This is a genomic window from Nocardia implantans, from assembly GCF_035544775.1.
Classification (GTDB): domain Bacteria; phylum Actinomycetota; class Actinomycetes; order Mycobacteriales; family Mycobacteriaceae; genus Nocardia; species Nocardia implantans.
Genome location: NZ_JAYKYQ010000012.1, coordinates 154,121 through 176,028 on the forward strand (window position 1 = coordinate 154,121; position 21,908 = coordinate 176,028).

Sequence of the window (21,908 nt, forward strand, 5' to 3'; positions counted from 1 at the left end):
AACGATGAGCGAGACCCAGCAGGACGCCATCCGGCCGCTGCGCGACGACATCCGGTTTCTCGGTGGCGTGCTCGGTGACACCATTCGCGACCACGAGGGGCCGGAGGTCTTCGACCTCATCGAACGGGTGCGCATCGAGGCGTTCCGGGTGCGTCGCGAGGAGGTCGGGCGCAGCGCCGTCGCGCAGATGCTGGACGGCGTGGACATCGCGGTGGCCCTTCCGCTCATCCGCGCCTTCAGCTACTTCGTGCTGCTGGCCAATCTGGCCGAGGACATCCAGCGCGACCGCCGCCGCGTCGCGCACGAGACGGCGGGCGAACCGCCGCAGGACTCGTCGCTGGCGGCCACCTACCGCAAGCTGGACGCCGCGGCGCTGGACGGAACCCGCGTCGCGGACCTGCTGTCGGACGCGCTGGTGTCGCCGGTGATCACCGCGCACCCGACCGAGACGCGCCGCCGCACCGTCTTCGACGCGCAGGCCCGGATCACCGAGTTGATGCGCCTGCGCCAGCGCTACGCCGAGAACGAGCGCGAGCGGGCCGATCTGGAGCGGCGCATCCGCCGCCAGGTGCTGAGCCTGTGGCGTACCGCGCTCATCCGCTTGGCCCGCCTGCGTATCCAGGACGAGATCTCGGTGGGTCTGCGCTACTACGACCTGACCCTGTTCGACGTGATCCCGGCGATCAACGCCGAGGTGCGCGCCGCGCTGCGCTCCCGCTGGCCGGGAGTCGAGCTGCTGCCGCGCCCGATGCTGCGTCCCGGCTCCTGGATCGGCGGCGACCGCGACGGCAACCCGTTCGTCACGGCCGAGGTGGTGCGGCAGGCCGCCTACCGTGCCGCGGGTGTCGCGTTCGAGCGCTACCTGCGCGACCTGGTGGAACTGGAGAAGACACTGTCGTTGTCGGCCCGGCTGGTGGCCGTGACGCCCGAGGTCGCCGCGCTCGCCGAGAGCGGTTACCCCGATCCGGCCACGCACGCCGACGAGCCGTATCGCCGTGCGCTGCACCACATCCGGGCCAGGCTGACCGCCACCGCGCTGGCCGCGCTCGGCGAGGTCCCCGCGAACGGACTGGACGAAGGGGCCAGGCCATACCCGGCTCCGCAGGCCGTGCTCGACGACCTGGACGCGATCGATGTCTCGCTGCGGCGCAGCGGCGACGGCCTGCTCGCCGACGACCGGCTCGCCGCGCTGCGGCACGCCGTGGAGACATTCGGCTTCCATTTGCAGAGCCTGGATCTGCGCCAGAACTCCGAGGTGCACGAACAGGTCGTCGCCGAACTGCTGGCCTGGGCCGGGGTGCATGCCGACTACGCGAGCCTGCCGGAGCCGGATCGGGTGGAACTGCTCGCCGCCGAGCTGCGCACCCGCCGCCCGCTGCTCGGCCCGCACGCCCGGTTGAGCGAACTGGCCGACAAGGAACTCGGCATCGTCAGCGCCGCCCGCGAGGTGGTGGACACCCTCGGCCCGGAGGCCGTGCCGAACTACATCATCAGCATGTGCACGTCGGTCAGCGATCTGCTCGAGGCCGCCCTGTTGCTGAAGGAAGGCGGACTGCTCGACCCGGGGGAGCCGGACGGGCCGCCGAGCTGCCCGGTGGGCATCGTCCCGCTGTTCGAGACCATCGAGGACCTCGGCGCTGGCGCGGCCACACTGTCGGCGGCGCTGGAGGTGCCGGTCTATCGCGATCTGGTGGCCGCGCGGGGAATGCGCCAAGAAGTGATGCTCGGCTACTCCGACTCCAACAAGGACGGCGGGTATCTGGCGGCGAACTGGGCGCTGTACCGGGCCGAGCTGGATCTGGTCGAGGTCGCCCGCAAGACCGGCATCCGGTTGCGGCTGTTCCACGGCCGTGGCGGCACCGTCGGTCGCGGCGGCGGCCGCAGCTACGACGCGATCCTCGCCCAGCCCGCCGGTGCGGTGCGCGGCTCGCTGCGGCTCACCGAGCAGGGGGAGGTGATCGCCGCGAAGTACGCCGAACCCGGTGCGGCGCACCGCAATCTGGAATCGCTGATCGCGGGCACCCTGGAGTCGACGCTGCTGGACGTGGAGGGCTTGGGCGCCGACGCCGAGCCGTCCTACGGCATCATGGACGACTTGGCCGCCCGCGCCCGCGCCGCGTACGCGCGGCTGGTGCACGAGACCCCCGGATTCGTCGAATACTTCCGGCAGTCGACGCCGGTCGCCGAAGTGGGTGATCTGAACATCGGCAGCAGACCCGCCTCTCGCAAGCCGACGAATTCGGTCGCGGACCTGCGCGCCATCCCCTGGGTGATGTCGTGGAGCCAGTCGCGGGTGATGCTGCCGGGCTGGTACGGCACCGGCTCCGCGCTGGAGGAGTGGATCGGCGGCGACCCGGAGCGGCTGGCGACCTTGGCCGATCTGTACCGCCGCTGGCCGTTCTTCCGCACGGTGCTGTCCAACCTGGCGCAGGTGATGGCCAAGAGCGATCTGGACATCGCCGCCCGCTACGCCGAACTCGTGGAGGATGTGGCCCTGCGGGAGCACATCTTCGGCATGATCCGCGACGAACACGCCAGAACCGTCCGCATGCACGCCGCGATCACCGGCAACGACCACCTGCTGGCCGACAACCCGTCGCTGGCCGAGTCCATCCACAACCGCTTCCCCTACCTGGAGCCGCTGAACCAGATGCAGGTGGAACTGCTGCGCAGGCTGCGCGCCGGGGACGATTCCGAACTGGTCAAACGCGGCATCCTGCTCACCATGAACGGCCTGGCCACCGCCCTGCGCAACTCGGGTTAGCCGCCCGAGGGGCGCGGTCGGGTAGGAAGAACGTCGTGTCGATCGACGAAGCAGCCGTGGCGGCGCTGGCGGACCGCAGGATCGGTCCCGAGCACAAGGGCATGCCACCCGCGTTCTGGGGCCGGACCGTGCGGGAGATCCGCGCCGCCGCGCCGGTGCTCGACCAGTTGGAGACGCCGGTGCTCACCGTCGACCGCGCTGCCCTGGCCGAGAACATCGCGGTGATGGCCGAGTGGGTGCGCGCGGCAGGCGTGCGGCTGGCGCCGCACGGCAAGACCACGATGGCGCCGCAGGTGTGGGCGGATCAGCTGGCCGCAGGGTCATGGGGCATCACTCTGGCCACCGTCTGGCAGACGCAAGTGGCGCGGTCCTTCGGTGTCGCGCGGGTGCTGCTGGCCAACGCGCTGGTCGATCCGGTCGGATTGCGGTGGGTCGCGGCGGAATCGGCGCGCGATTCGTCTTTCGAGTTCTACTGCTGGGCCGACAGCGTCGAAACGGTCGCGCTGATGGACGCGCATCTGCGCGGCGCACCGGAGGCGCCGCGGATCCGGGTGCTCGTGGAACTCGGTGGCCCGCACGGCAGAACCGGCGCGCGCACGGTGGAACAGGCGCATGCGGTGGCGCGCGCGATCGAGGGGGCGTCGCGGCTGACGCTCGCCGGTGTGGGCGGCTACGAGGGTGCCCTCGCGCACGACCGCACCGCGACCGGCATCCGCGCGGTGCGCGACTACCTCGGCGAACTCGCCCGGCTGCACCGGGAACTCGCCGCGGCCGGGCGATATCGCGGTCCGGCCGTCGTCACCGCGGGCGGCAGCGCCTACCCGGAACTCGCGCTCGAATACCTCGCCCCGCTGTCCGACGAGCAGGGCGGCCGGGGCGTGGCGACGACGGTCGTGCTGCGCTCGGGCGCGTATGTCATCCACGACGACGGCTTCTACGCGAGCATGTCACCGCTGGCGGGTCCAGGGTCTGCGCGGCCGCTGCGTTCGGCGATGCACGGCTGGGCCCGTACCCTCTCGCGCCCGGAACCCGGCCTCGCTCTGCTGGACGCTGGCAAACGCGATCTCCCTTTCGACGAAGGGATGCCGATTCCGCAACGCATCGCCGGATCTGGAGGCGGTGTGCTCGACGCGGACGCGACGGTCTCGGCGCTCAACGACCAGCACGCCTTCCTCCGCCTGGCGGGCGGCTCGGCCACCGAGTTGCCCATCGGCGCGGTCGTGCGGCTCGGTCTGTCCCATCCGTGCACCGCCTTCGACAAATGGCGGCTCATCCCGGTGATCGATGACGCCGACGCTCCCACGCCGCGAGTGGTGGATCTGCTGCACACGTTCTTCTGACGAGCGGCGCCGCGCCCATCGCCACGGATCGGGTGACGCTGATCGCACGCGCGACCACGGCGCTAGTCGTTCGAAGCGATGAGTGCGCGCACCAACCGGTCCAGCACGGGGCGCGGATCGAAATCCGGTGTCGGATCGACCAATTGGTGCAAAATGATGCCCTCGAGCTGGCCTACCAAGATCTGTGTCGTCGCCCGATCCCCGCCGACGCTCGCCAGCAGGCTCGCGGCCCATTCGCCCAGCCTGCGGTGGCCGCGTCGCACCGTCTCGTGCAATGCGGGCGAGGTCTGTGCTTCCAGGAACAGCGCGTAGCGCGCCAGTGTCCGCGTGCGGTCGGTCCGCACCGCGTGGACGACGTAAGCGGCCGTGCCGTCGATGAGTTCTTCGACGGTGCCGGGGCCCGGTTGCCGGGTGAGCGCCTCCCAATCCGCGTAGTCGCGTGCCTCGAGGCGCTCGGCGATGCCGGCCAGCAGCGCCGCACGGGTGCGGAAGTAATTGGACGCCGATCCGGCGGGCATGCCCGCAACCTCGTCGACCGCGCGGTGGGTCACGGCGCGGATGCCGCGGGAGCCGAGCAGGTCGATCGCGGCGTCCAAGACGAGTTCGCGCTTGCTGGACATCCAGTGATACTACAGCAGTAGTGATATGGGTTACAGTACGGCGCCACGACACTACATCGGTAGTAGCGTTCGGGTGAGCTGCTCGCCGAGCGGTCCGGAGAAAGGGGAAGCGATGTCCGAGGCGGTCATCGTGGGCGGTGGCATCGGTGGTCTGGCGACCGCGGTGGCTTTCCTGCGGCAGGGCTGGCGCGTCGAAGTGCTGGAGCGGGCCGCCGAGATCGCCGCGGTCGGCGCGGGATTGTCCCTGTGGCCCAACGCTCTTCGCGCTCTCGACGCGCTCGGCCTCGGCGACCGGGTGCGCGCTCGGGCCGTCGAGGAGGGCGCTGCGGCCATTCGCGACCGCGCGGGACGCCGGCTGGCCGGGATCGACGCCGAGAAGCTCCGCGCCACCTACGGCAGCCCGATCATGCTGCACCGCGCCGACCTGGTGGACATCCTGCGGTCCGCCATCCCGGCGGAGGCAGTGCGCACCGGTGTGACCGTGACCGAAGCGCAGGCCGGCGGCACGGTGGTGCACTCGGCCGGGACATCCAGCGGGGACGTGGTCGTCGGCGCCGACGGCATTCGGAGCGCGGTGCGTCGCGCCGTGTGCGGTGAGATACGGCCCCGCTACGGCGGTTACACCGCCTGGCGTGTGGTCGTCACGCCCCGTGATCCGGTCACCGATATGGGTGAAAGTTGGGGTTGCGGTGAGCGTTTCGGCTACGCGCCGCTCGCGGACGGACGGGTCTACTGCTACGCCACCGCGAACGTGCCCGCGGGTGCGGCGGGCGGGGCTGCCGAACTGCGCGCGCGGTTCGGGGGATGGCACGAGCCGATCCCCGCCCTGCTCGCCGCGGCCGAGGACACCGAGGTGCTGCGGCACGACCTCTACGATCTGCCCGCGCTGAAAACCTTCGTGACCGGCCGGATCGCGCTGGTCGGCGACGCGGCGCACGCGATGATGCCCAACCTCGGGCAGGGCGCCTGCCAGGCGCTGGAGGACGCCGTCGTGCTGGCCGAGGTGGCGACCAGCGGTGGCGGTGACCTGAGCGCATACGACCGCGAACGCAGGCCGCGCACCCGGATGATCGCGTCCCGCTCGCGCCGGATCGGCACGGTGGCGCAGCTGTCGTTCCCGCCCTTGGTCGCTGTACGGGACGCGGTGCTGCGGGCGACCCCCGACTCGGTGCAACTCAGGTCGTTCGCGCCGGTCCTGGATTGGCGCTGCTAGCTCGCTACGGTGCGAAGTCGCGTACCGCGCGCTCGCAGCGGGCGGCCTGGGCGCGGAGCGCGTCGAGGAGTTCCGGTGGGCCGGCGAGCACGGTGAAGTCGAGATCGACCGAGGTGATCATCCAGACCAGTTGTTCGGGCGTCTCGCTGCCGACGTGCAGGCGGCAGCTGTGCTCGTCGACGGCTTCCACGACGCCCGCACCGGGCCAGACGCGTCCGGCGGCGTCGTCGGCCGATCGGTGCAGCAGCACCGTCGCCTGATACGGCCACGAGTGGGCCGACAGCCGCATCGAAAGATATGCCACGACATCGCCTTCCGGCGGCTCCCGGGGCGTGAAGCGCGGCCCGGTCGGAATCCGCGGGGTCATCCGGTCCACCCGGAACGTGCGCCAGTCGGCGCGGTCGACATCCCAGGCGACCAGGTACCAATGCCTGCTGAAGTGCACGAGGGTGTGCGGCTCGACGGTGCGCGGGCCGAGGGCGCCGCTGTGGGCGCGATAGTCGAACCGGAGCCGTTCGTGGCGCTGGCACGTTTCGGCGATGGCCATGAGCGTGTCCGGCTGGATCTCCGAGGCGGGCCCGTCGACTCGCAGGGTCGCGCCGCGCAGGGTGCGGACCCGGTGCCGCAGGCGCGGCGGCAGCACCTGCTCCAATTTGGTGAGCGCGCGCAGCGACGCCTCCTCCAACCCGGTCACGGTGCCGCCGCGAAGCCCGACCGCCACCGCCACCGCCTCGTCGTCGTCGAGCAACAGCGGCGGCAGCGCTGCTCCCGCGCCGAGTCGGTACCCCGCGGCGCCGCGGACGGCATGGATCGGATAACCGAGATCACGCAGCCGATCGATGTCCCTGCGCACCGTGCGCCCGGTGACGCCGAGCCGTTCGGCGAGTTCGGCACCCGTCCGGTCCGGACGGGTTTGCAGCAGAGTCAGCAGTTGAAGCAGGCGGGCCGACGTTTCCAGCATGTCCGCCAGCATGCCCGGAAGTTAGGAACGATCCCGTCCTAAGCGCTTCCTACGGTGGCCGCTATGACAACCGAACACGACATTCGTCCTTTCCGCATCGACATCCCGCAGGAGCGGATCGATGATCTGCACAGGCGCCTCGCCGATACCATGTGGCCGAGCGACCTGCCCGGCGCCGGATGGAGCAAGGGCATGCGCGTGTCCTACTTGCGACCGCTGGCCGAATACTGGCGTAGCGAATTCGACTGGCACGCCGTGGAAGCGGAGCTGAACGAGCTGCCGCAGTTCGTCACCGGCATCGCTGGACAACAGGTGCATTTCCTGCACGTCCGCTCGCCGGAACCGGATGCGCTGCCGCTGGTGCTCGGTCACGGCTGGCCCGCGTCGTTCACCGAGTTCTCGAAGGTGCTCGGACCGCTGAGCGATCCCCGCGCGCACGGCGGCGATCCGGCCGACGCGTTCCACCTGGTTGTTCCCTCGCTGCCGGGTTTCGCGTTCTCCGGAGTCTCGCCCGAGCCGGGCGCGGGCTCGACCGAGCGGTTCGCGGAGGTGGTCGCGGCACTCATGGCGCGTCTGGGCTACGACCGATACGGCGTCCAGGGCGGCGACGCGGGGTATTTCGTCGCCGCTCACCTCGGCCATATCGACCGCGAGCACTTGGTGGGCCTGCACGTGAACGGCCCGATCACGATTCCATCCTGGGACGGCGACGCCGAAAACTCCGGCGCCACGGACGAAGACCTGGCTCAGGCGGAATGGTCCGCGGCGGATCAGGCGAAGCTGGACACGATGACCGGTCCGGACAGCTATGCCCGCTACGATTACGCGACCGTGCAGGCGAACCGCCCGCAGACGCTGGCGATCGGCATCCAGGACTCACCCGCCGGGCTGCTGGCTTGGATCGCCGACCTGTTCCGGCAGTACACCAACCCGGCGATCGAGTTGCCCGACGACGCGGTGGGCCGGGACGCGCTGCTGACCAACGTCAGCCTGTACTGGTTCACCGGAACCTTCGCCTCCTCGCTGCGGCTCTACAGCGAATCCGCGGTATGGGGCGCGCCGATGCGGAAGTCCGATGTGCCGACCGCGGCGGCGATCTTCCCCGGCGACATGTCCGTCCGCAAACTCGCCGAAGACGCGCACGACATCGTCCGGTGGACCGAGTTCGACCGCGGCGGGCATTTCGCGGCGATGGAGGCGCCGGACCTGCTGATCGCGGACGTGCGCGAGTTCTTCCGCACACTGCGCTGACGGGCGCCCCGCCTCCTACGGTGATCTACTTCCGGGAGTAGCGCGCGTGCATGGCGGTGGCGGTCGCCGCGAGCCGCGCGCGCAGCTCGGGTGGTTCCAGCACCTCGACGTGCTCGCCGAGCGGCAGCAGGCCGTGGGCGAGCACGTCGTAGGACTCCGACGGAACGACCACCTCGACCCACCCCTCGGCATCGGGCGGTCCGGCCGAGGCCAGTGCCTCCGCGACCGCCGCCGGATCGTTCGTCAGCCGCAGCAATCGCAGGTGGGTGGCGGCGATCCGGCAGCGCGCCCGCACCCGCAGCATCGAGCGCGCGAAGTCGTCGGCGGCTTCGGACCAATGCGCTCTTAGATCGAATCCCACTGGGCGGGTGAAGGTTTCGCCGGTCGGTTCGGCGGCGACGATCCGGCCGACCCGGTAGGAGCGCGGTGTGCTCCCGCTGCGCGCGACCAGGTACCAGGTGCCCGCCTTGAGCACCAGACCGAGTGGGTCGAGTACGCGCTCGACCACCTTGTCGGTGCGGCGGTAGCGCACCAGTAACCTGCGGTCGTGCCAGAGCGCGTCGGCGATGGTCGCGAGCATCGGCGTCTCGTCCGGCTGGTGGAACCAGCCCGGTACGTCGACGAGCACCCGCTCGGCGATGCGCGTCGCCCGCCCGCGCAGTTCCGGCGGCAGCGCGGCGAGCACCTTCAACTGCGCGGTGGCCAGCACGGTGCCCAGCCCGAGATCGGCGGCGGCGCCGGGCAGACCGGTCAGCAGCACCGCGTCGGCCTCGTCGGTGGTGAGGCCGGTCAGGCGGGTGCGGAAGCCGTCCACCAAGCGCACACCGCCGGCCCGGCCCGGCTCGGTGTAGACCGGGACACCAGCCGCCGAGAGGGCCTCGACATCGCGATAGACGGTGCGCACCGACACCTCCAGTTCCCTGGCCAGTTCGGGCGCGGTGAGCCCGCCCCTGGTCTGCAACAGCAACAGCAGTTGCACCAATCGACTCGCCCGCACGCAGGCGACACTAGCCGGAAACGTGGACAGAAGATGTCAGGTTCGGGCCGTACCGTCCTCGCCATGACCACTTGGAGCCGATTCACCGACGAAGCGCCGCACATCGCCGAGATCTTCGTGCGCAGGCACCGCGCGGCGGGCAATCTCTGCATGCTCGGCACCATCCGTTCCGACGGATCGCCGCGGATCAGTCCGATCGAGCCGCGCGTCTTCGAGGGGTCGCTGGTGATCGCGGGGATGCCGGGCACGACCAAGTTCCGCGATCTGGCCCGCGATCCGCGTTTCTGCCTGCACACCGCCACGGTGGACACGAACGTGTCCGACGGCGACGCCAAACTCTTCGGCGCCGTCGTCGACCTTCCCGACCGTGACGTGCACGTCCGCTTCGCCCAGCACCTGTTCGACGAGACCGGCTTCGACATCAGGGGCCGGGAGTTCGACCACTTCTACGTCGCCGATCTGACCGGAGCGTCCACGGTGGAGGTCGCGGGCGACCACCTCGACATCACCATCTGGAAGCCGGGCGAGGGCGAGCGCGTGGTCCGCAAACACTGACCCGGCCCCTCCGGCGGCACGGCGACGATCTCCTCGCTGCCGTGTCGTCACTCGCCGCGGCACGGCTTCCGTTCGCCGAGTCCGGCGCGGCGCCGGGTCAGGAAATCCCGTTCGGCGGCGTTCTCGGTGCGCGCGATGGCGGCGTCGTAGGCTGCGACGGCTTCCTCGGTGCGCCCCAACCGGGCCAGCAGGTCGGCGCGAATGGCGTGGAACAAGTGGTAGCCAGCCAGCGGCAGGGCGTCCACCAGCGCCAACGCCGTCGCCGGGCCGTGCACTTCGGCGACCGCCACCGCGCGGTTGAGTGCGACGACCGGACTCGGCGTCAGCGCGGCGAGTTGGTCGTAGAGCCGCAGGATCTGGGTCCAGTCGGTGGCCGCTGCGGTGGGCGCGTCGGCGTGCACCCCGTTGATCGCCGCCTGCACCTGATACGGCCCCGGCCGGTTGCGGCGCAGGCACTGCCGGACGAGCGCGTGCCCTTCGGCGATGAGGCCGCGGTCCCACCGGCCGCGATCCTGTTCCGCGAGCGGGACGAAAGAGCCGTCGGCACCCGTGCGGGCGGCCCGGCGCGACTCGCTCAGCAACATGAGCGCGAGCAAGCCGGTCACCTCGGGTTCGTCCGGCATCAGTTCCGCCAGTAAGCGACCGAGCCGGATCGCCTCGGCACACAAGTCGGCCCGGATCAGCCGCGCGCCGGACGAGGCCGTGTGCCCCTCGGTGAAGATCAGGTACACCACGGCCAGCACCGCGCGCAGCCGGGCGGGCAGCTCGGCGTCGGCGGGCACCCGGTAGGGAATGCGGGCGTCGCGGATCTTGCCTTTGGCGCGCGTCAAGCGCTGCGCCATGGTCTTTTCCGGGACCAAGAAGACGCGGGCGATTTCGGCGGTGCCGAGCCCGCCGAGCAACCGGAGGGTCAGTGCCACCTGCGCCTGCTGTGCGAGCGCCGGGTGGCAGCAGGTGAAGATCAACCGGAGACGGTCGTCGCGCACGGCGCTCACGGGCTGCTCCGGTTCGTCCTGGGCGTGCAGGAGCGCCGCTTGCGCGTGCCGGTCCGCGCGAGCGGCCTCGCGGCGCAGGCGGTCGATCGCCCGGTTGCGCGCGGTGGTGATGATCCAGCCGGGCGGGCTCGGCGGCAGACCGTCGGCGGGCCAGCGCTGGACGGCGGCGGTGAACGCGTCCTGCACCGCGTCCTCGGCGACGCCGATGTCGCCGAAGACGCGGACCAGGCTCGCGACCGCACGGCCGTAGTGCTCGGCGAACACCGCTTCGATCGCGCGTCCGGTCACCGGCTCGCTCATCTACGCGTCTTGGATCGGACGGACCTCGATCGGCAGGGTGACCACCGCGGCGAGCCTGCGGCCCCACTCCAGCGCCTCGTCCAGGTCGGCGGCGCGGATGACGGTGAACCCGCCGATGTGCTCCTTGCCCTCGACGTACGGGCCGTCGGTGATCAGCAGGTCGTCGCCTTCGGCGCGCAGCACGGTGGCGGTGCTCGGCGCGTGCAGGCCCGCGGCGAACACCCAGGCTCCGGCCGCGCGCATCTCGTCGTTCAGCGCCGCGAGATCCCGCATGATCTCGTCGAGGTCGTCCGGTACGCCTTCGTCGGGCTGGTAGATGCTGAGCAGGTAGTGCTTCACCGCGTCGTCCTTTCTCCATCGCGCCGGTAGGTGGTGATGACCACACCGGTACCGGTCACCACGGTCTCGACCGACCGCAGGCCGACCGGCTCCACCCCGTCGAACAGGCGGCGGCCGGTGCCGAGCACCAGTGGGTGGATCAGCAAGAGGTACTCGTCGATCAGATCGTGGCGCAGCAGCGAGCGCACCAGCTCGCCGCTGCCGAGCACCACCAGGTTCCGGTCCGGCTGTCGTCGCCGCAATTCCGGCACCGCCGTCGCCGCGTCGCCGCCGAGCCAGGTCGAGTTCTGCCAGGCCAGCGGCCCGCTGCCGGTACGGGATGCGACGATCTTCTCGGTCTTGTCCAGCGCTTCGGCCATCGGATCGCCGGTCTGCCGCGGCCAGTATCCCGCGAAATCCTCATAGGTGCGCCTGCCGAGCAGCAGCGCGCCCCGATTGGCCGCCATGTGCCTGCCCATGACCTGCGCCTGCTCCGGGTCGGCGTGCCGGTGCGCCCAGCCGCCGTGGGGGAATCCGTCCCTGGTGTCCTCGTCCGCCCGGCCCGGCGCCTGCATGACGCCGTCCAAGGTCAGGTGCTCCACCGCGATGATCCTGCTCATCTCCGCTCCTTCCGCGACCGGCGCGGCGCCGGTCTCACCACCTACACGAACGGGCCGGCGGTGAATCGACAGCGGCACGGGAAATTCCTCCGGTGATTTCCGGGGTGGTCAGGAGCGGATAGGCGCGGGCAGAAGACGTTGGACGTCGGAATAGCCGATGATGCCCGGCGCGACGGGCGCGTCGTTCCGCACGGCCCGGGCGACGTCCACGGCGGCCGACAGCGCCGCACGGTAGAGCAGCGACCCGGTGCTGATCCGGCGCACACCCAGGTCGGCCAGTGCCGCGACGCCGGGGCCGCCGGCCGAGTAGAGGACGTTGACCGGCAACTCGGTGGCCGCCACGACCCGCTCGATGCGCGCCGGGTCCGTCAGGCCGGGCACGAAGACGCCGTCGGCCCCGGCCGCGGCGTACCGTCGCACGCGCTCGTGCGTGGAGCCGTGCTCGAGACCGAGCCAGTAAGTGTCGACGCGGGCGTTGACGAACAGCTCCGGGGTGCGGTCCTTGATCGCGCCGATCAGCGCGGCTTGGCGCTGCGGGTCGGCCAGCGCGGAACCGGCACGGCTGTCCTCGAGATTGACGCCCGCGATCCCGCAGGCGGCGAGTTGCGCGGCGAGATCGGCGACCGCCTCGGACCGCTCGTCGAACCCGCCCTCGATGTCGACGGTGACCGGGATGGGCAGCCGCGCCAGGCGACGGGCCGCGGCGAACGTCTCCGCCTTCGTGGCTCCCGCCCCGTCGGCGAGCCCGGCAGCGGCGGCCACGCCCAGGCTGGTGGTGCCGATCGCCGGGAAACCCTCGTTGGCGAGCAGTGCCGCCGAGGCGAAATCCCAGGCGTTCGGCAGCACGAGGGGAAGGTCGCGGTGATGCAGGTCGCGGAAGATCCGGCATTTGGCCGGCGACGAAGACGAAGTCATGGCCGCGACCGTAGCCACGGGACGTTTCGGCGCCCGCCGAAACGTCGGCGGACCATGATGAGGTCATGTCCGACCGAGGAGCCGAACTGGCGGCTCTGGCCGCTTTGCTCGCCGACCGCACCCGCGCCGGGATCTGCCTGGCGCTGGTGGACGGACGCGCCTGGACCGCGGGCGAGCTCGCGCGCCACACCGGTGTCGCGCCGTCCACCGCGACCGAGCACCTGGACCGACTGCGCGACGGCGGGCTGGTGGTCGAGCACCGGCAGGGCAGGCACCGCTATGTGCGGCTGGCCGGGCCGCAGGTCGCGGACCTGCTCGAGGCCATGGTCGCCCACCTCGGCCCGCAGGTTGCCCCGGTCACCGGGCTGCGCACCGCGACCGTCGCCGCCGCGCTGGCCCGTGGCCGCACCTGCTACGACCATCTCGCGGGCCGGTTGGGTGTGGCGGTCACCGATGCCATGACCGCGCGCGGCCTGTTGCGCGCCGAGGACGGCTTCGCGCTGACCGAGTCCGGTTCTGCCTGGCTCACCGAATCGATGGGCATCGACCCGGTGGCGCTGCGGGCCACACGGCGGGCGATCGTCCGGCCGTGTCTGGACTGGACCGAACGCCGTGTCCATCTGGGCGGCGCGGCGGGCGCGCAGCTCTGCCGCCGCATGATCGAGCTGGCGTGGCTGGAGCGCGTCGGCAGCGGACGCGCCGTCCGGGTGACGGCTTCGGGGGAGGCCGGGCTGTCCGACGCTCTCGGCATCGACGCCGACCTGCTGCGCTGACCTGCGGCGGGCCCTCGCCGCGCAGCATGCGCGACCGATACAGCGAGTCCGCCGTTTCGGGTGACGACGCGGCGGGTATCTGCTGGTCGTGACCGCGCCCGGCGACCAGGCTGTGAATGAGCTTGCATAGTCATGCATAATCATCACATGGTTGATTCCTCGGGCGGGCCCGTCGTGCGGGTCGCGGTAGCCGGTGCCAGCGGGTACGCGGGCGGCGAAGTGTTGCGTCTGCTGCTGGGGCATCCGGCCTACCGAACCGGGCGCCTCGTCATCGGGGCGCTGACCGCGGGCTCCAACGCGGGCACCACGCTGGGGGAGTTGCAGCCGCATCTGCTGCCGCTGGCCGATCGGGTGCTCGCGCCGACCACGGCCGCCGAACTGGCCGGGCACGACGTGGTCTTCCTCGGCCTGCCCCACGGTCAGTCCGCGGCCATCGCCGCCGAGTTGCCCGAGTCCACCGTGATCATCGACTGCGGCGCCGACTTCCGGCTCACCGACCCTCAGGCCTGGGAGAAATACTACGGCAGCCCGCACGCGGGCAGCTGGCCCTATGGTTTGCCGGAGCTGCCCGGCGGCCGGGAGAAGCTGCGCGCGGCGACGCGGATCGCGGTTCCGGGCTGCTATCCCACCGTCGCCAGCCTCGCACTGGCTCCCGCCGTGGCCGCGGGCATCGTGGAGCCCACCGTGCACGTGGTCGCGGTGAGCGGCACCTCGGGTGCGGGCCGCAAGCCGGACATCGGTCTGCTGGGCTCGGAGGTGATGGGTTCGGCGCGGGCCTACGGCATCGCGGGCGCGCACCGGCACACGCCGGAGATCGCGCAGAACCTCACGGCGGCAGGCGGCACGGACGTCACGGTGTCGTTCACGCCGGTCCTCGCGCCCATGCCGCGCGGCATCCTCGCCACCTGCACCGCCCCCACCAGCGTCGACGCGGCCCAGGCGCGCGCGGTCTACGAAAAGGCCTACGCCGACGAGCCTTTCGTGCATCTGCTGCCGGAAGGCGCGCTGCCGCAGACCGGTACGGTGCTCGGCTCCAACGCGGTCACCCTGCAGGTGGCTGTCGACGCCGACGCGGGCCTGCTCGTGGTGATCGGCGCGATCGACAACTTGACCAAGGGCACCGCGGGCGCCGCGGTGCAATCGATGAACCTGGCCCTCGGTCTCGAGGAGACCGCAGGACTTTCCACCGTAGGAGTGGCACCGTGACATCGACCGACATCGCCAGCGGCAAGCTGGTCCGCACCCAGGGCGTGACCGCGCCGCTCGGGTTCCGCGCGGCCGGCATCGCCGCGGGCATCAAGGCCAGCGGCAAGCCCGACCTGGCGCTGGTGTTCAACGAGGGGCCGGAATACCCGGCCGCGGGCGTGTTCACCCGCAACAAGGTGAAGGCGGCTCCGGTGCTGTGGTCGCAGCAGGTGCTGACCGGCAAGCGGCTGCGCGCGGTGATCCTCAACTCCGGCGGCGCCAACGCCTGCACCGGTCCGGGCGGATTCCAGGACACGCACAAGACCGCCGAAGAACTCGCCGCCGCGCTGAGCAATTGGGGCACCGAGACGGGGGCGGGGGAGATCGCGGTCTGCTCCACCGGCCTGATCGGCGACCGGCTTCCGATGGACAAGCTGATCCCCGCCGTCACCGAGATCGTGCACGAGATGGGCGGCGGCCTGTCCGGCGGCTCGGACGCCGCGTGGGCCATCATGACCACCGACACCGTGCCCAAGGAGGCGGCGTTCCACCACCGCGACAAGTGGAACGTCGGCGGCATGGCGAAGGGCGCGGGCATGCTGGCCCCGTCGCTGGCGACCATGCTGGTGGTGCTCACCACCGACGCGGCGGTGACCGCCGATCAGCTCGACCACGCGCTGCGCAACGCCACCGCGCGCACCTTCGACCGGCTCGACGTGGACGGCTCTTGCTCCACCAACGACACCGTGCTGCTGCTGGCCAACGGCGCCAGCGAGGTCAGCCCGAGCCAGGAGGAACTGGACGCCGCCGTGCTCGCGGTCTGCGACGATCTGGCCGCGCAGCTGATGGCCGACGCCGAGGGCGTCACCAAGCGGGTGCTGGTCACCGTCGCCGGCGCGGCCACCGAGGACGAGGCCGTCGCCGCGGCGCGCACCGTCGCCCGCGACAGCCTGGTCAAGACGGCGCTGTTCGGCTCCGATCCGAACTGGGGCCGGGTGCTCGCGGCGGTCGGCATGGCGCCGGTGACGCTGGACCCGAACCGGATCTCGGTGTCGTTCAACGGCAAACCGGTGTGCATCGATGGCGTCGGCGCGCCCGGCGCGCGCGAGGTCGATCTGTCCGGCGCCGACATCGAGGTGCTGATCGACCTGAACGTCGGCTCCGCGCGAGCGACCATCCGCACCACCGACCTCTCGCACGGTTACGTCGAAGAGAACTCGGCCTACAGCTCATGACCAGCGAGGTGCTGCACGCGCTTTCGGCGCTGGACAAGGCGCACGTCCTGGCCGGCGCCCTGCCGTGGTTGCAGAAGTTCCGGGACAAGATCGTCGTCGTGAAGTACGGCGGCAACGCCATGATCGATGACGACCTCAAGCAGGCCTTCGCCGCCGACATGGCGTTCCTGCGCACGGTCGGCGTGCACCCGGTGGTGGTGCACGGCGGCGGCCCGCAGATCAGCGCGATGCTGAAGAAGCTGGGCCTGCAAGGGGAATTTCGCGGCGGCTTCCGGGTGACCACGCCCGAGGTGATGGACGTGGTGCGGATGGTGCTGTTCGGCCAGGTCGGCCGCGAGCTCGTCGGCCTGATCAACTCGCACGGCCCGTACGCGGTCGGCATCTCCGGCGAGGACGCCGGGCTGTTCACCGCCACCCGCCGCACCGTGGAGGTGGACGGCGAACCCACCGACATCGGCTTGGTCGGCGACGTCACCGAGGTGAATCCGGACGCCGTGCTGGACCTGATCGGCGCGGGCCGCATCCCCGTGGTGTCGACCATCGCGCCCGACGCCGAGGGCGTGGTGCACAACATCAACGCCGACACCGCAGCCGCCGCGCTCGCCGAGGGCATCGGCGCCGAGAAACTGGTGATGCTCACCGACGTCGAGGGCCTGTACACGAACTGGCCGGACCGGTCGTCGCTCACCTCGAGCATCGATACGACGGCACTGGCCGAGTTGCTCCCGCGTCTCGATGCGGGCATGGTGCCCAAGATGGAAGCCTGCTTGCGCGCCGTGACGGCAGGGGTGCCCACCGCGCATGTCATCGACGGCCGGGTCCCGCACGCCGTCCTGCTGGAACTGTTCACCGGAGAAGGAATCGGAACGATGGTGACGGCCGCCCCGGTCGTCTCGAACGGGTCCGGCGCATCGAACGGAACGAAACAATGAGCACAGCTGAACTGCAGCAGCGGTGGTCCGCCGCGCTGATGAACAACTACGGAACGCCGAAGGTCGCGCTGGTCCGCGGCGCGGGGGCCGTGGTCTACGACGCGGACGGCAAGCGCTACGTCGATTTCCTCGGCGGCATCGCGGTCAACAGCCTCGGCCACGCCCATCCGGCGATCCTGGAGGCGGTCACCCAGCAGCTCGGCACGCTCGGGCACGTGTCGAATCTGTATGCCAGCGAGCCGGTCATCGAGCTGGCCGAGCGGTTGCTCGCGCATTTCGGCGACGGCGAGGGCCGAGCGTTCTTCTGCAACTCAGGCACCGAGGCCGTCGAGGCGGCGTTCAAGATCGCCCGCCTCACCGGGCGGCCCAAGATCGTCGCCTGCGAGGAGGCGTTCCACGGCCGCACCATGGGCGCGCTCGCCCTCACCGGGCAGCCGTCCAAGCGGACCCCGTTCGAGCCGATGCCGCCCGGCGTCGTGCACGTGCCCTACGGTGACGCCGCGGCGCTGGATGCCGCGGTGGACGAGGACACCGCGGCGGTCTTCCTCGAACCGATGATGGGCGAGAGCGGTGTGGTGGTACCGCCGTTCGACTACCTGGCCAAGGCGCGGGAGATCACCGCGCGCAAGGGTGCGCTGCTGGTGCTGGACGAAGTGCAGACCGGCATCGGCCGCACCGGGAAGTTCTACGCCCACCAGGCCGTCGGCATCGTGCCGGACGTGATCACCCTGGCCAAGGGTCTCGGCGGCGGGTTGCCGATCGGCGCGGTGCTCGCCACCGGCCGGGCGGCCGATCTGCTCACCCCCGGCATGCACGGCACCACCTTCGGCGGCAATCCGGTGTGCGCCGCGGCGGCGCTCGCGGTGCTGCGCACTATCGACGAGACCGATCTGCTCTCGCACGTCGAGTCGGTCGGCAAGCGGCTCAGCGACGGTATCGAACTGCTCGAGCACCCGCTGATCGATCGGGTGCGCGGTGCGGGCCTGCTGCTGGGCATCGTGCTCACCGACGACGTGTCCGCCCAGGTCGAGACGCGGGCGCGGGAGGCGGGCTATCTGGTCAACCCGGCCAAGCCCGACGTGATCCGGCTGGCGCCGCCGCTGGTGCTCACCGAGACCCAAGCCGACAATTTCGTCGCCGATCTGCCCGGCATCCTCGACGCGGCGCTCGCGGACGCGAAAGGGGCTGCGGCACAATGACTTCGGTACGGCATTTCCTGCGTGACGACGACGTCAGCCCGGCCGAGCAGGCCGAGATCCTCGCCCTCGCGGCCGAATTGAAGAAGTCGCCGTTCGCGCGGCGCCCGCTGGAGGGCCCGCGCGGCGTCGGCGTGATCTTCGAGAAGAACTCCACCCGCACCCGGTTCTCCTTCGAGATGGGCATCGCCCAGCTCGGCGGGCACGCGGTGGTCGTAGACGGTCGCGACACCCAATTGGGCCGGGAGGAGACCCTCGGCGACACCGGGCGGGTGCTGTCGCGGTACGTGGACGCGATCGTGTGGCGCACCTTCGAGCAGTCCCGGCTCGACGAGATGGCCGCCACCGCGACGGTGCCGGTGGTCAACGCGCTGTCCGACGAGTTCCACCCCTGCCAGGTGCTGGCCGACCTGCAAACCCTCACCGAGCACAAGGGCGAGCTGACCGGCCGCGAACTGGCCTACTTCGGCGACGGCGCCAACAACATGGCGCACTCGCTGCTGCTCGGCGGCGTCACGGCGGGTCTGAACGTGACCATCGCCGCGCCCGCCGGTTTCGAGCCGCAGCCGTGGGTGGTGGAGGCCGCGCGCAAACGCGCCGCCGAGACCGGTGCCACCGTCACGGTGACCGGCGACCCGGTCGCCGCCGCGTGGGGCGCCGACGCGCTGGTCACCGACACCTGGACGTCCATGGGGCAGGAGAACGACGGTCTGGACCGGGTGGGCCCGTTCCGCCCGTTCCAGCTCAACGCCGAACTGCTCGCCCACGCCAAGCCGGACGCGGTGGTGCTGCACTGCCTGCCCGCGCACCGCGGCGAAGAGGTCACCGACGAGGTGCTCGACGGGCCGCACAGCGTGGTGTGGGACGAGGCGGAGAACCGCCTGCACGCGCAGAAGGCGTTGCTGGTCTGGCTGCTGGAGCGACGATTCGGGGGAGGGGCGTGACCGAGGTCAGAAGCGGCCCCGCCATCGCACGCACCCGCGCCGGGCGGCAGTCGCGCATCGTCGAACTACTGTCCGCGCACGCCGTCCGCAGCCAGACCGAACTGGCGGCGCTCCTGGCGGCCGAGGGCATCGAGACCACGCAGGCGACGCTGTCGCGCGACCTGGACGAACTGGGCGCGGTGAAACTGCGCGCCGCCGACGGCGGCGCCGGCGTCTACGTGGTCCCCGAGGACGGCAGCCCCGTCCGCGGTGTCACCGGCGGCACCAACCGCCTGTCCAAACTGCTCGGCGACCTACTGGTCTCCACCGACGCCAGCGGCAACATCGCCGTGCTGCGCACCCCACCCGGCGCGGCCCACTACCTGGCTAGCGCCCTCGACCGCGCCGCCCTCCCGTACATCGTCGGCACCATCGCCGGCGACGACACCATCGCCGTCATCGCGCGAGAGCCGCTGACCGGAGCGGAAGTGGCCGCGAAGATCGAACAACTCGCCTGAGTGCGCAGTGCCCGTGATCGGGGGTGAGCTACGTCTCTGGACGGGGTACTGGAACCACGGTGAGCACGGCATCGGTCCCCTGGAAGTCATCCGGGTTCGTTGTGAACAGTGGCAGCCGGTTGGCGGCTGCCACCGCCGCGATCATCAGGTCGGCTTCCCGACGCCGTGGCTCGCGCCCCATGGCGATGACGCCCGCCGCAATCAGACCGTACTGACGCGCTGCGGCAGCATCAAACGGTAGAGGGTCGAACGTGGCCTCGACCCGTTGCAGACGCGCGATTCGACCTCCCCGCTCGACGGCATCATCCGTTTGATGAACACCGGCAGACAGCTCGGCAAGAGTCACCGCACTCGTCAGAAGCTCACCAGGAAGTGTTTCTCGGGATAGTTGCTCGAGGTGAATCAGGATGTTCGTGTCACCGAGACCGCGCAGATACCGCGAGGTCATTCCGATTCCTCGGCGCGGTGCGGTCGAAGATAAGCATCGAAGTGAGCCGTATCGTCGATGTGCTCGGCTTGATCGGCCCGGAATCGTTGGATATCCATCGGCGGCAGGTCCGCGAACGCCTCGAGCAACTCGTCCACCGGTACGGCTCGCCGCCGCGCGGGTGTGGGCGCTTGATTCACATACGAATCGATCGCGGCCAAGGCGACCTGCTGCATCGACCGGTGCTCGACCTCTGCCCTGCGGCGGAGGGCCTCGGTCTGTTCGTCGGTCAAGCGCAGGGTCATGGCCATACACCTGATGACCGCGCGGTATCACCCGACCGCCACCGTCGAATCCTACTCTCGGTGTGTCAGGTCGACGCCGGTGTGGCTCACTGCGAAGCAGCGGAGTCGAGGGGTGCGGACGCGACCCCAATTATGAATGGGCTTGCATCGTCGTGCATAATCATTTGCAGAACGACGCGGGCCCGCCCAGGCTGGTCGCGAGGCGTCGGGGCCGGGCCGTTCCCACTGCTCGGACACCCGCCATACTGCTGATACACCTACCGAACCATCGAGGAGCACACAGAACATGTCCGAGCGCGTCGTACTCGCCTACTCCGGTGGGCTGGACACCTCCGTCGCGATCAGCTGGATCGGCAAGGAGACCGGCGCCGAAGTGGTGGCGGTGGCCATCGACCTCGGCCAGGGCGGCGAGGACATGAACGTGGTGCGCCAGCGCGCGCTGGACTGCGGCGCCGTCGAGGCGATCGTGATCGACGCCCGCGACGAGTTCGCCGACCAGTACTGCCTGCCCACCATCCAGGCCAACGCGCTGTACATGGGCCAGTACCCGCTGGTGTCGGCGATCAGCCGGCCGCTGATCGTCAAGCACCTGGTGGAGGCCGCCAAGTTCCACGGCGCCAGCACCGTCGCGCACGGCTGCACCGGCAAGGGCAACGACCAGGTCCGCTTCGAGGTCGGCATCGGCGCGCTCGCGCCCGACCTGAACGTGATCGCCCCGGTGCGTGACTACGCGTGGACCCGGGAGAAGGCCATCGCCTTCGCCGAGGAGAACTCGCTGCCGATCAACGTCACCAAGAAGTCGCCGTTCTCCATCGACCAGAACGTGTGGGGCCGCGCGGTGGAGACCGGGTTCCTCGAGGACCTGTGGAACGCCCCGACCAAGGACGTCTACGACTACACCTCCGACCCGACCGTCAACTTCGAGGCTCCGGACGAACTGATCGTCACCTTCGACAAGGGTGTGCCGGTCGCCATCGACGGCCGCCAGGTCAGCGTGCTGGAGGCGATCGTCGAGCTGAACCACCGCGCGGGCCGCCAGGGCATCGGCCGGCTGGACATGGTCGAGGACCGCCTGGTCGGCATCAAGAGCCGGGAGATCTACGAGGCGCCCGGCGCCATCGCCCTGATCACCGCGCATCAGGCCCTCGAGCACGTCACCATCGAGCGCGAGCTGGGCCGCTACAAGCGGCAGGTCGAGCAGCGCTGGGGCGAGCTGGCCTACGACGGCCTGTGGTTCTCCCCGCTCAAGCGCGCGCTGGACGCCTTCATCACCGACACCCAGCAGCACGTCTCCGGCGACATCAGGATGGTGCTGCACGGCGGCTCCGCCGTGGTGAACGGCCGCCGCTCGGAGCAGTCGCTCTACGACTTCAACCTGGCCACCTACGACGAGGGCGACACCTTCGACCAGTCCCTGGCCAAGGGCTTCGTCCAGATCCACGGCCTGTCCTCCAAGGTCGCCGCCCGCCGCGACCTGAACCAGAAGTAGGCACTCGGCGTGGGGGGGGCGCCCCCACCGCCGCCCCCCCCCCCCCCCCCCCCCACGGGGGGCACGAAACCGCCGG

At 70.8% G+C, this 21,908-nt stretch carries 22 protein-coding genes; 13 read left to right on the forward strand and 9 right to left on the reverse strand.

The genetic code is table 11. The annotated features are described in order from the left end of the window. Nucleotides 1-4 precede the first annotated feature (4 nt). Together ppc and U3653_RS26620 are read left to right on the forward strand one after the other, a co-directional pair. Nucleotides 5-2,764 (forward strand): phosphoenolpyruvate carboxylase, encoded by a 2,760-nt coding sequence (ppc, locus tag U3653_RS26615; protein WP_195082851.1) that lies wholly within the window; start codon nucleotides 5-7, stop codon nucleotides 2,762-2,764. 41 nt (nucleotides 2,765-2,805) lie between these two features. Continuing rightward, nucleotides 2,806-4,104 (forward strand): type III PLP-dependent enzyme domain-containing protein, encoded by a 1,299-nt coding sequence (locus U3653_RS26620; protein ID WP_435406588.1) that lies wholly within the window; start codon nucleotides 2,806-2,808, stop codon nucleotides 4,102-4,104. Between the two features lie 62 nt (nucleotides 4,105-4,166). On the opposite strand, the gene U3653_RS26625 is transcribed toward U3653_RS26620, so the two are convergent. Then, a complete protein-coding gene (locus U3653_RS26625) occupies nucleotides 4,167-4,724 on the reverse strand; it encodes a TetR/AcrR family transcriptional regulator (RefSeq protein WP_195082788.1) in 558 nt (185 codons plus the stop codon). 112 nt (nucleotides 4,725-4,836) lie between these two features. Here U3653_RS26625 and U3653_RS26630 point away from each other — a divergent pair, with 112 nt between their 5' ends. Then, the gene (locus U3653_RS26630; RefSeq protein ID WP_195082789.1) at nucleotides 4,837-5,937 is read left to right on the forward strand and encodes an FAD-dependent monooxygenase; all 1,101 of its coding nucleotides are present in this window, start codon (nucleotides 4,837-4,839) and stop codon (nucleotides 5,935-5,937) included. Nucleotides 5,938-5,941: 4 nt separating this feature from the next. Here U3653_RS26630 and U3653_RS26635 read toward each other — a convergent pair whose 3' ends face one another. Next, nucleotides 5,942-6,898, reverse strand: coding sequence for a helix-turn-helix transcriptional regulator (locus tag U3653_RS26635; RefSeq protein ID WP_195082853.1), 957 nt, complete (start codon nucleotides 6,896-6,898; stop codon nucleotides 5,942-5,944). Between the two features lie 63 nt (nucleotides 6,899-6,961). On the opposite strand from U3653_RS26635, the gene U3653_RS26640 reads away from it, so the two are divergent. Next, nucleotides 6,962-8,149: an epoxide hydrolase family protein gene (locus U3653_RS26640; protein WP_195082790.1), complete on the forward strand. Its 1,188-nt coding sequence runs from the start codon at nucleotides 6,962-6,964 to the stop codon at nucleotides 8,147-8,149. Nucleotides 8,150-8,174: 25 nt separating this feature from the next. Here the strand turns inward: U3653_RS26640 and U3653_RS26645 are convergent, their stop codons facing one another. Then, the gene (locus U3653_RS26645; RefSeq protein ID WP_195082791.1) at nucleotides 8,175-9,146 is read right to left on the reverse strand and encodes a helix-turn-helix transcriptional regulator; all 972 of its coding nucleotides are present in this window, start codon (nucleotides 9,144-9,146) and stop codon (nucleotides 8,175-8,177) included. 63 nt (nucleotides 9,147-9,209) lie between these two features. Here U3653_RS26645 and U3653_RS26650 point away from each other — a divergent pair, with 63 nt between their 5' ends. After that, nucleotides 9,210-9,701, forward strand: a complete 492-nt coding sequence (locus U3653_RS26650) for a pyridoxamine 5'-phosphate oxidase family protein (protein ID WP_195082792.1) — start codon at nucleotides 9,210-9,212, stop codon at nucleotides 9,699-9,701. A 47-nt stretch (nucleotides 9,702-9,748) separates the two neighbouring features. Here the strand turns inward: U3653_RS26650 and U3653_RS26655 are convergent, their stop codons facing one another. The 4 genes from U3653_RS26655 to U3653_RS26670 all read right to left on the reverse strand — a co-directional run bounded on the left by U3653_RS26655 (nucleotide 9,749) and on the right by U3653_RS26670 (nucleotide 12,849). After that, nucleotides 9,749-10,996, reverse strand: a complete 1,248-nt coding sequence (locus U3653_RS26655) for an RNA polymerase sigma factor (protein WP_195082793.1) — start codon at nucleotides 10,994-10,996, stop codon at nucleotides 9,749-9,751. Then, nucleotides 10,997-11,335 (reverse strand): YciI family protein, encoded by a 339-nt coding sequence (locus U3653_RS26660; RefSeq protein ID WP_195082794.1) that lies wholly within the window; start codon nucleotides 11,333-11,335, stop codon nucleotides 10,997-10,999. After that, entirely contained in the window at nucleotides 11,332-11,934 is a 603-nt protein-coding gene (locus tag U3653_RS26665; RefSeq protein WP_195082795.1) for a dihydrofolate reductase family protein, read from the reverse strand. Before U3653_RS26665 ends, U3653_RS26660 begins: the two co-directional genes overlap by 4 nt. A gap of 108 nt (nucleotides 11,935-12,042) precedes the next feature. Further along, nucleotides 12,043-12,849: an isocitrate lyase/PEP mutase family protein gene (locus U3653_RS26670; RefSeq protein ID WP_195082796.1), complete on the reverse strand. Its 807-nt coding sequence runs from the start codon at nucleotides 12,847-12,849 to the stop codon at nucleotides 12,043-12,045. A 65-nt stretch (nucleotides 12,850-12,914) separates the two neighbouring features. Here U3653_RS26670 and U3653_RS26675 point away from each other — a divergent pair, with 65 nt between their 5' ends. From U3653_RS26675 to U3653_RS26705, 7 genes are all read left to right on the forward strand, one after another. Further along, on the forward strand, nucleotides 12,915-13,622 hold the full coding sequence (locus U3653_RS26675) for an ArsR/SmtB family transcription factor (RefSeq protein WP_195082797.1): 708 nt from the start codon (nucleotides 12,915-12,917) through the stop codon (nucleotides 13,620-13,622). Between the two features lie 147 nt (nucleotides 13,623-13,769). Beyond that, on the forward strand, nucleotides 13,770-14,828 hold the full coding sequence (gene argC / locus U3653_RS26680; RefSeq protein WP_195082798.1) for an N-acetyl-gamma-glutamyl-phosphate reductase: 1,059 nt from the start codon (nucleotides 13,770-13,772) through the stop codon (nucleotides 14,826-14,828). Then, nucleotides 14,825-16,042, forward strand: a complete 1,218-nt coding sequence (argJ, locus tag U3653_RS26685; protein ID WP_195082799.1) for a bifunctional glutamate N-acetyltransferase/amino-acid acetyltransferase ArgJ — start codon at nucleotides 14,825-14,827, stop codon at nucleotides 16,040-16,042. Before argC ends, argJ begins: the two co-directional genes overlap by 4 nt. Continuing rightward, a complete protein-coding gene (argB, locus tag U3653_RS26690) occupies nucleotides 16,039-16,974 on the forward strand; it encodes an acetylglutamate kinase (RefSeq protein ID WP_195082800.1) in 936 nt (311 codons plus the stop codon). The genes argJ and argB overlap by 4 nt, the downstream gene beginning before the upstream one ends. Continuing rightward, the gene (locus U3653_RS26695) at nucleotides 16,971-18,173 is read left to right on the forward strand and encodes an acetylornithine transaminase (protein WP_195082801.1); all 1,203 of its coding nucleotides are present in this window, start codon (nucleotides 16,971-16,973) and stop codon (nucleotides 18,171-18,173) included. Before argB ends, U3653_RS26695 begins: the two co-directional genes overlap by 4 nt. Continuing rightward, complete coding sequence (gene argF, locus U3653_RS26700) at nucleotides 18,170-19,114, forward strand: ornithine carbamoyltransferase (RefSeq protein ID WP_195082802.1); 945 nt, start codon at nucleotides 18,170-18,172, stop codon at nucleotides 19,112-19,114. Before U3653_RS26695 ends, argF begins: the two co-directional genes overlap by 4 nt. Then, nucleotides 19,111-19,611: an arginine repressor gene (locus U3653_RS26705; RefSeq protein ID WP_195082803.1), complete on the forward strand. Its 501-nt coding sequence runs from the start codon at nucleotides 19,111-19,113 to the stop codon at nucleotides 19,609-19,611. The genes argF and U3653_RS26705 overlap by 4 nt, the downstream gene beginning before the upstream one ends. Nucleotides 19,612-19,639: 28 nt before the next feature. Here the strand turns inward: U3653_RS26705 and U3653_RS26710 are convergent, their stop codons facing one another. After that, a complete protein-coding gene (locus U3653_RS26710) occupies nucleotides 19,640-20,059 on the reverse strand; it encodes a type II toxin-antitoxin system VapC family toxin (RefSeq protein WP_195082804.1) in 420 nt (139 codons plus the stop codon). Beyond that, nucleotides 20,056-20,343, reverse strand: a complete 288-nt coding sequence (locus U3653_RS33340) for a hypothetical protein (RefSeq protein ID WP_397071299.1) — start codon at nucleotides 20,341-20,343, stop codon at nucleotides 20,056-20,058. The genes U3653_RS26710 and U3653_RS33340 overlap by 4 nt, the downstream gene beginning before the upstream one ends. A 286-nt stretch (nucleotides 20,344-20,629) precedes the next feature. Here U3653_RS33340 and U3653_RS26720 point away from each other — a divergent pair, with 286 nt between their 5' ends. Then, nucleotides 20,630-21,832 carry an argininosuccinate synthase gene (locus U3653_RS26720; RefSeq protein WP_067808206.1) on the forward strand — a complete coding sequence of 401 codons (1,203 nt, stop codon included), beginning with the start codon at nucleotides 20,630-20,632 and terminating at the stop codon, nucleotides 21,830-21,832. Nucleotides 21,833-21,908 lie beyond the last annotated feature (76 nt).

Excerpts from the sequence above, each read along its gene's own strand:
- ppc (WP_195082851.1), top strand. The coding sequence starts at position 5 with ATGAGCGAGACCCAGCAGGACGCCATCCGGCCGCTGCGCGACGACATC.
- U3653_RS26625 (WP_195082788.1), bottom strand. The coding sequence starts at position 4,724 with ATGTCCAGCAAGCGCGAACTCGTCTTGGACGCCGCGATCGACCTGCTC.
- U3653_RS26630 (WP_195082789.1), top strand. The coding sequence starts at position 4,837 with ATGTCCGAGGCGGTCATCGTGGGCGGTGGCATCGGTGGTCTGGCGACC.
- U3653_RS26635 (WP_195082853.1), bottom strand. The coding sequence starts at position 6,898 with ATGCTGGAAACGTCGGCCCGCCTGCTTCAACTGCTGACTCTGCTGCAA.
- U3653_RS26640 (WP_195082790.1), top strand. The coding sequence starts at position 6,962 with ATGACAACCGAACACGACATTCGTCCTTTCCGCATCGACATCCCGCAG.
- U3653_RS26650 (WP_195082792.1), top strand. The coding sequence starts at position 9,210 with ATGACCACTTGGAGCCGATTCACCGACGAAGCGCCGCACATCGCCGAG.
- U3653_RS26655 (WP_195082793.1), bottom strand. The coding sequence starts at position 10,996 with ATGAGCGAGCCGGTGACCGGACGCGCGATCGAAGCGGTGTTCGCCGAG.
- U3653_RS26665 (WP_195082795.1), bottom strand. The coding sequence starts at position 11,934 with ATGAGCAGGATCATCGCGGTGGAGCACCTGACCTTGGACGGCGTCATG.
- U3653_RS26670 (WP_195082796.1), bottom strand. The coding sequence starts at position 12,849 with ATGACTTCGTCTTCGTCGCCGGCCAAATGCCGGATCTTCCGCGACCTG.
- U3653_RS26675 (WP_195082797.1), top strand. The coding sequence starts at position 12,915 with ATGTCCGACCGAGGAGCCGAACTGGCGGCTCTGGCCGCTTTGCTCGCC.
- argC (WP_195082798.1), top strand. The coding sequence starts at position 13,770 with ATGGTTGATTCCTCGGGCGGGCCCGTCGTGCGGGTCGCGGTAGCCGGT.
- argB (WP_195082800.1), top strand. The coding sequence starts at position 16,039 with ATGACCAGCGAGGTGCTGCACGCGCTTTCGGCGCTGGACAAGGCGCAC.
- U3653_RS26695 (WP_195082801.1), top strand. The coding sequence starts at position 16,971 with ATGAGCACAGCTGAACTGCAGCAGCGGTGGTCCGCCGCGCTGATGAAC.
- argF (WP_195082802.1), top strand. The coding sequence starts at position 18,170 with ATGACTTCGGTACGGCATTTCCTGCGTGACGACGACGTCAGCCCGGCC.
- U3653_RS26710 (WP_195082804.1), bottom strand. The coding sequence starts at position 20,059 with ATGACCTCGCGGTATCTGCGCGGTCTCGGTGACACGAACATCCTGATT.
- U3653_RS33340 (WP_397071299.1), bottom strand. The coding sequence starts at position 20,343 with ATGACCCTGCGCTTGACCGACGAACAGACCGAGGCCCTCCGCCGCAGG.
- U3653_RS26720 (WP_067808206.1), top strand. The coding sequence starts at position 20,630 with ATGTCCGAGCGCGTCGTACTCGCCTACTCCGGTGGGCTGGACACCTCC.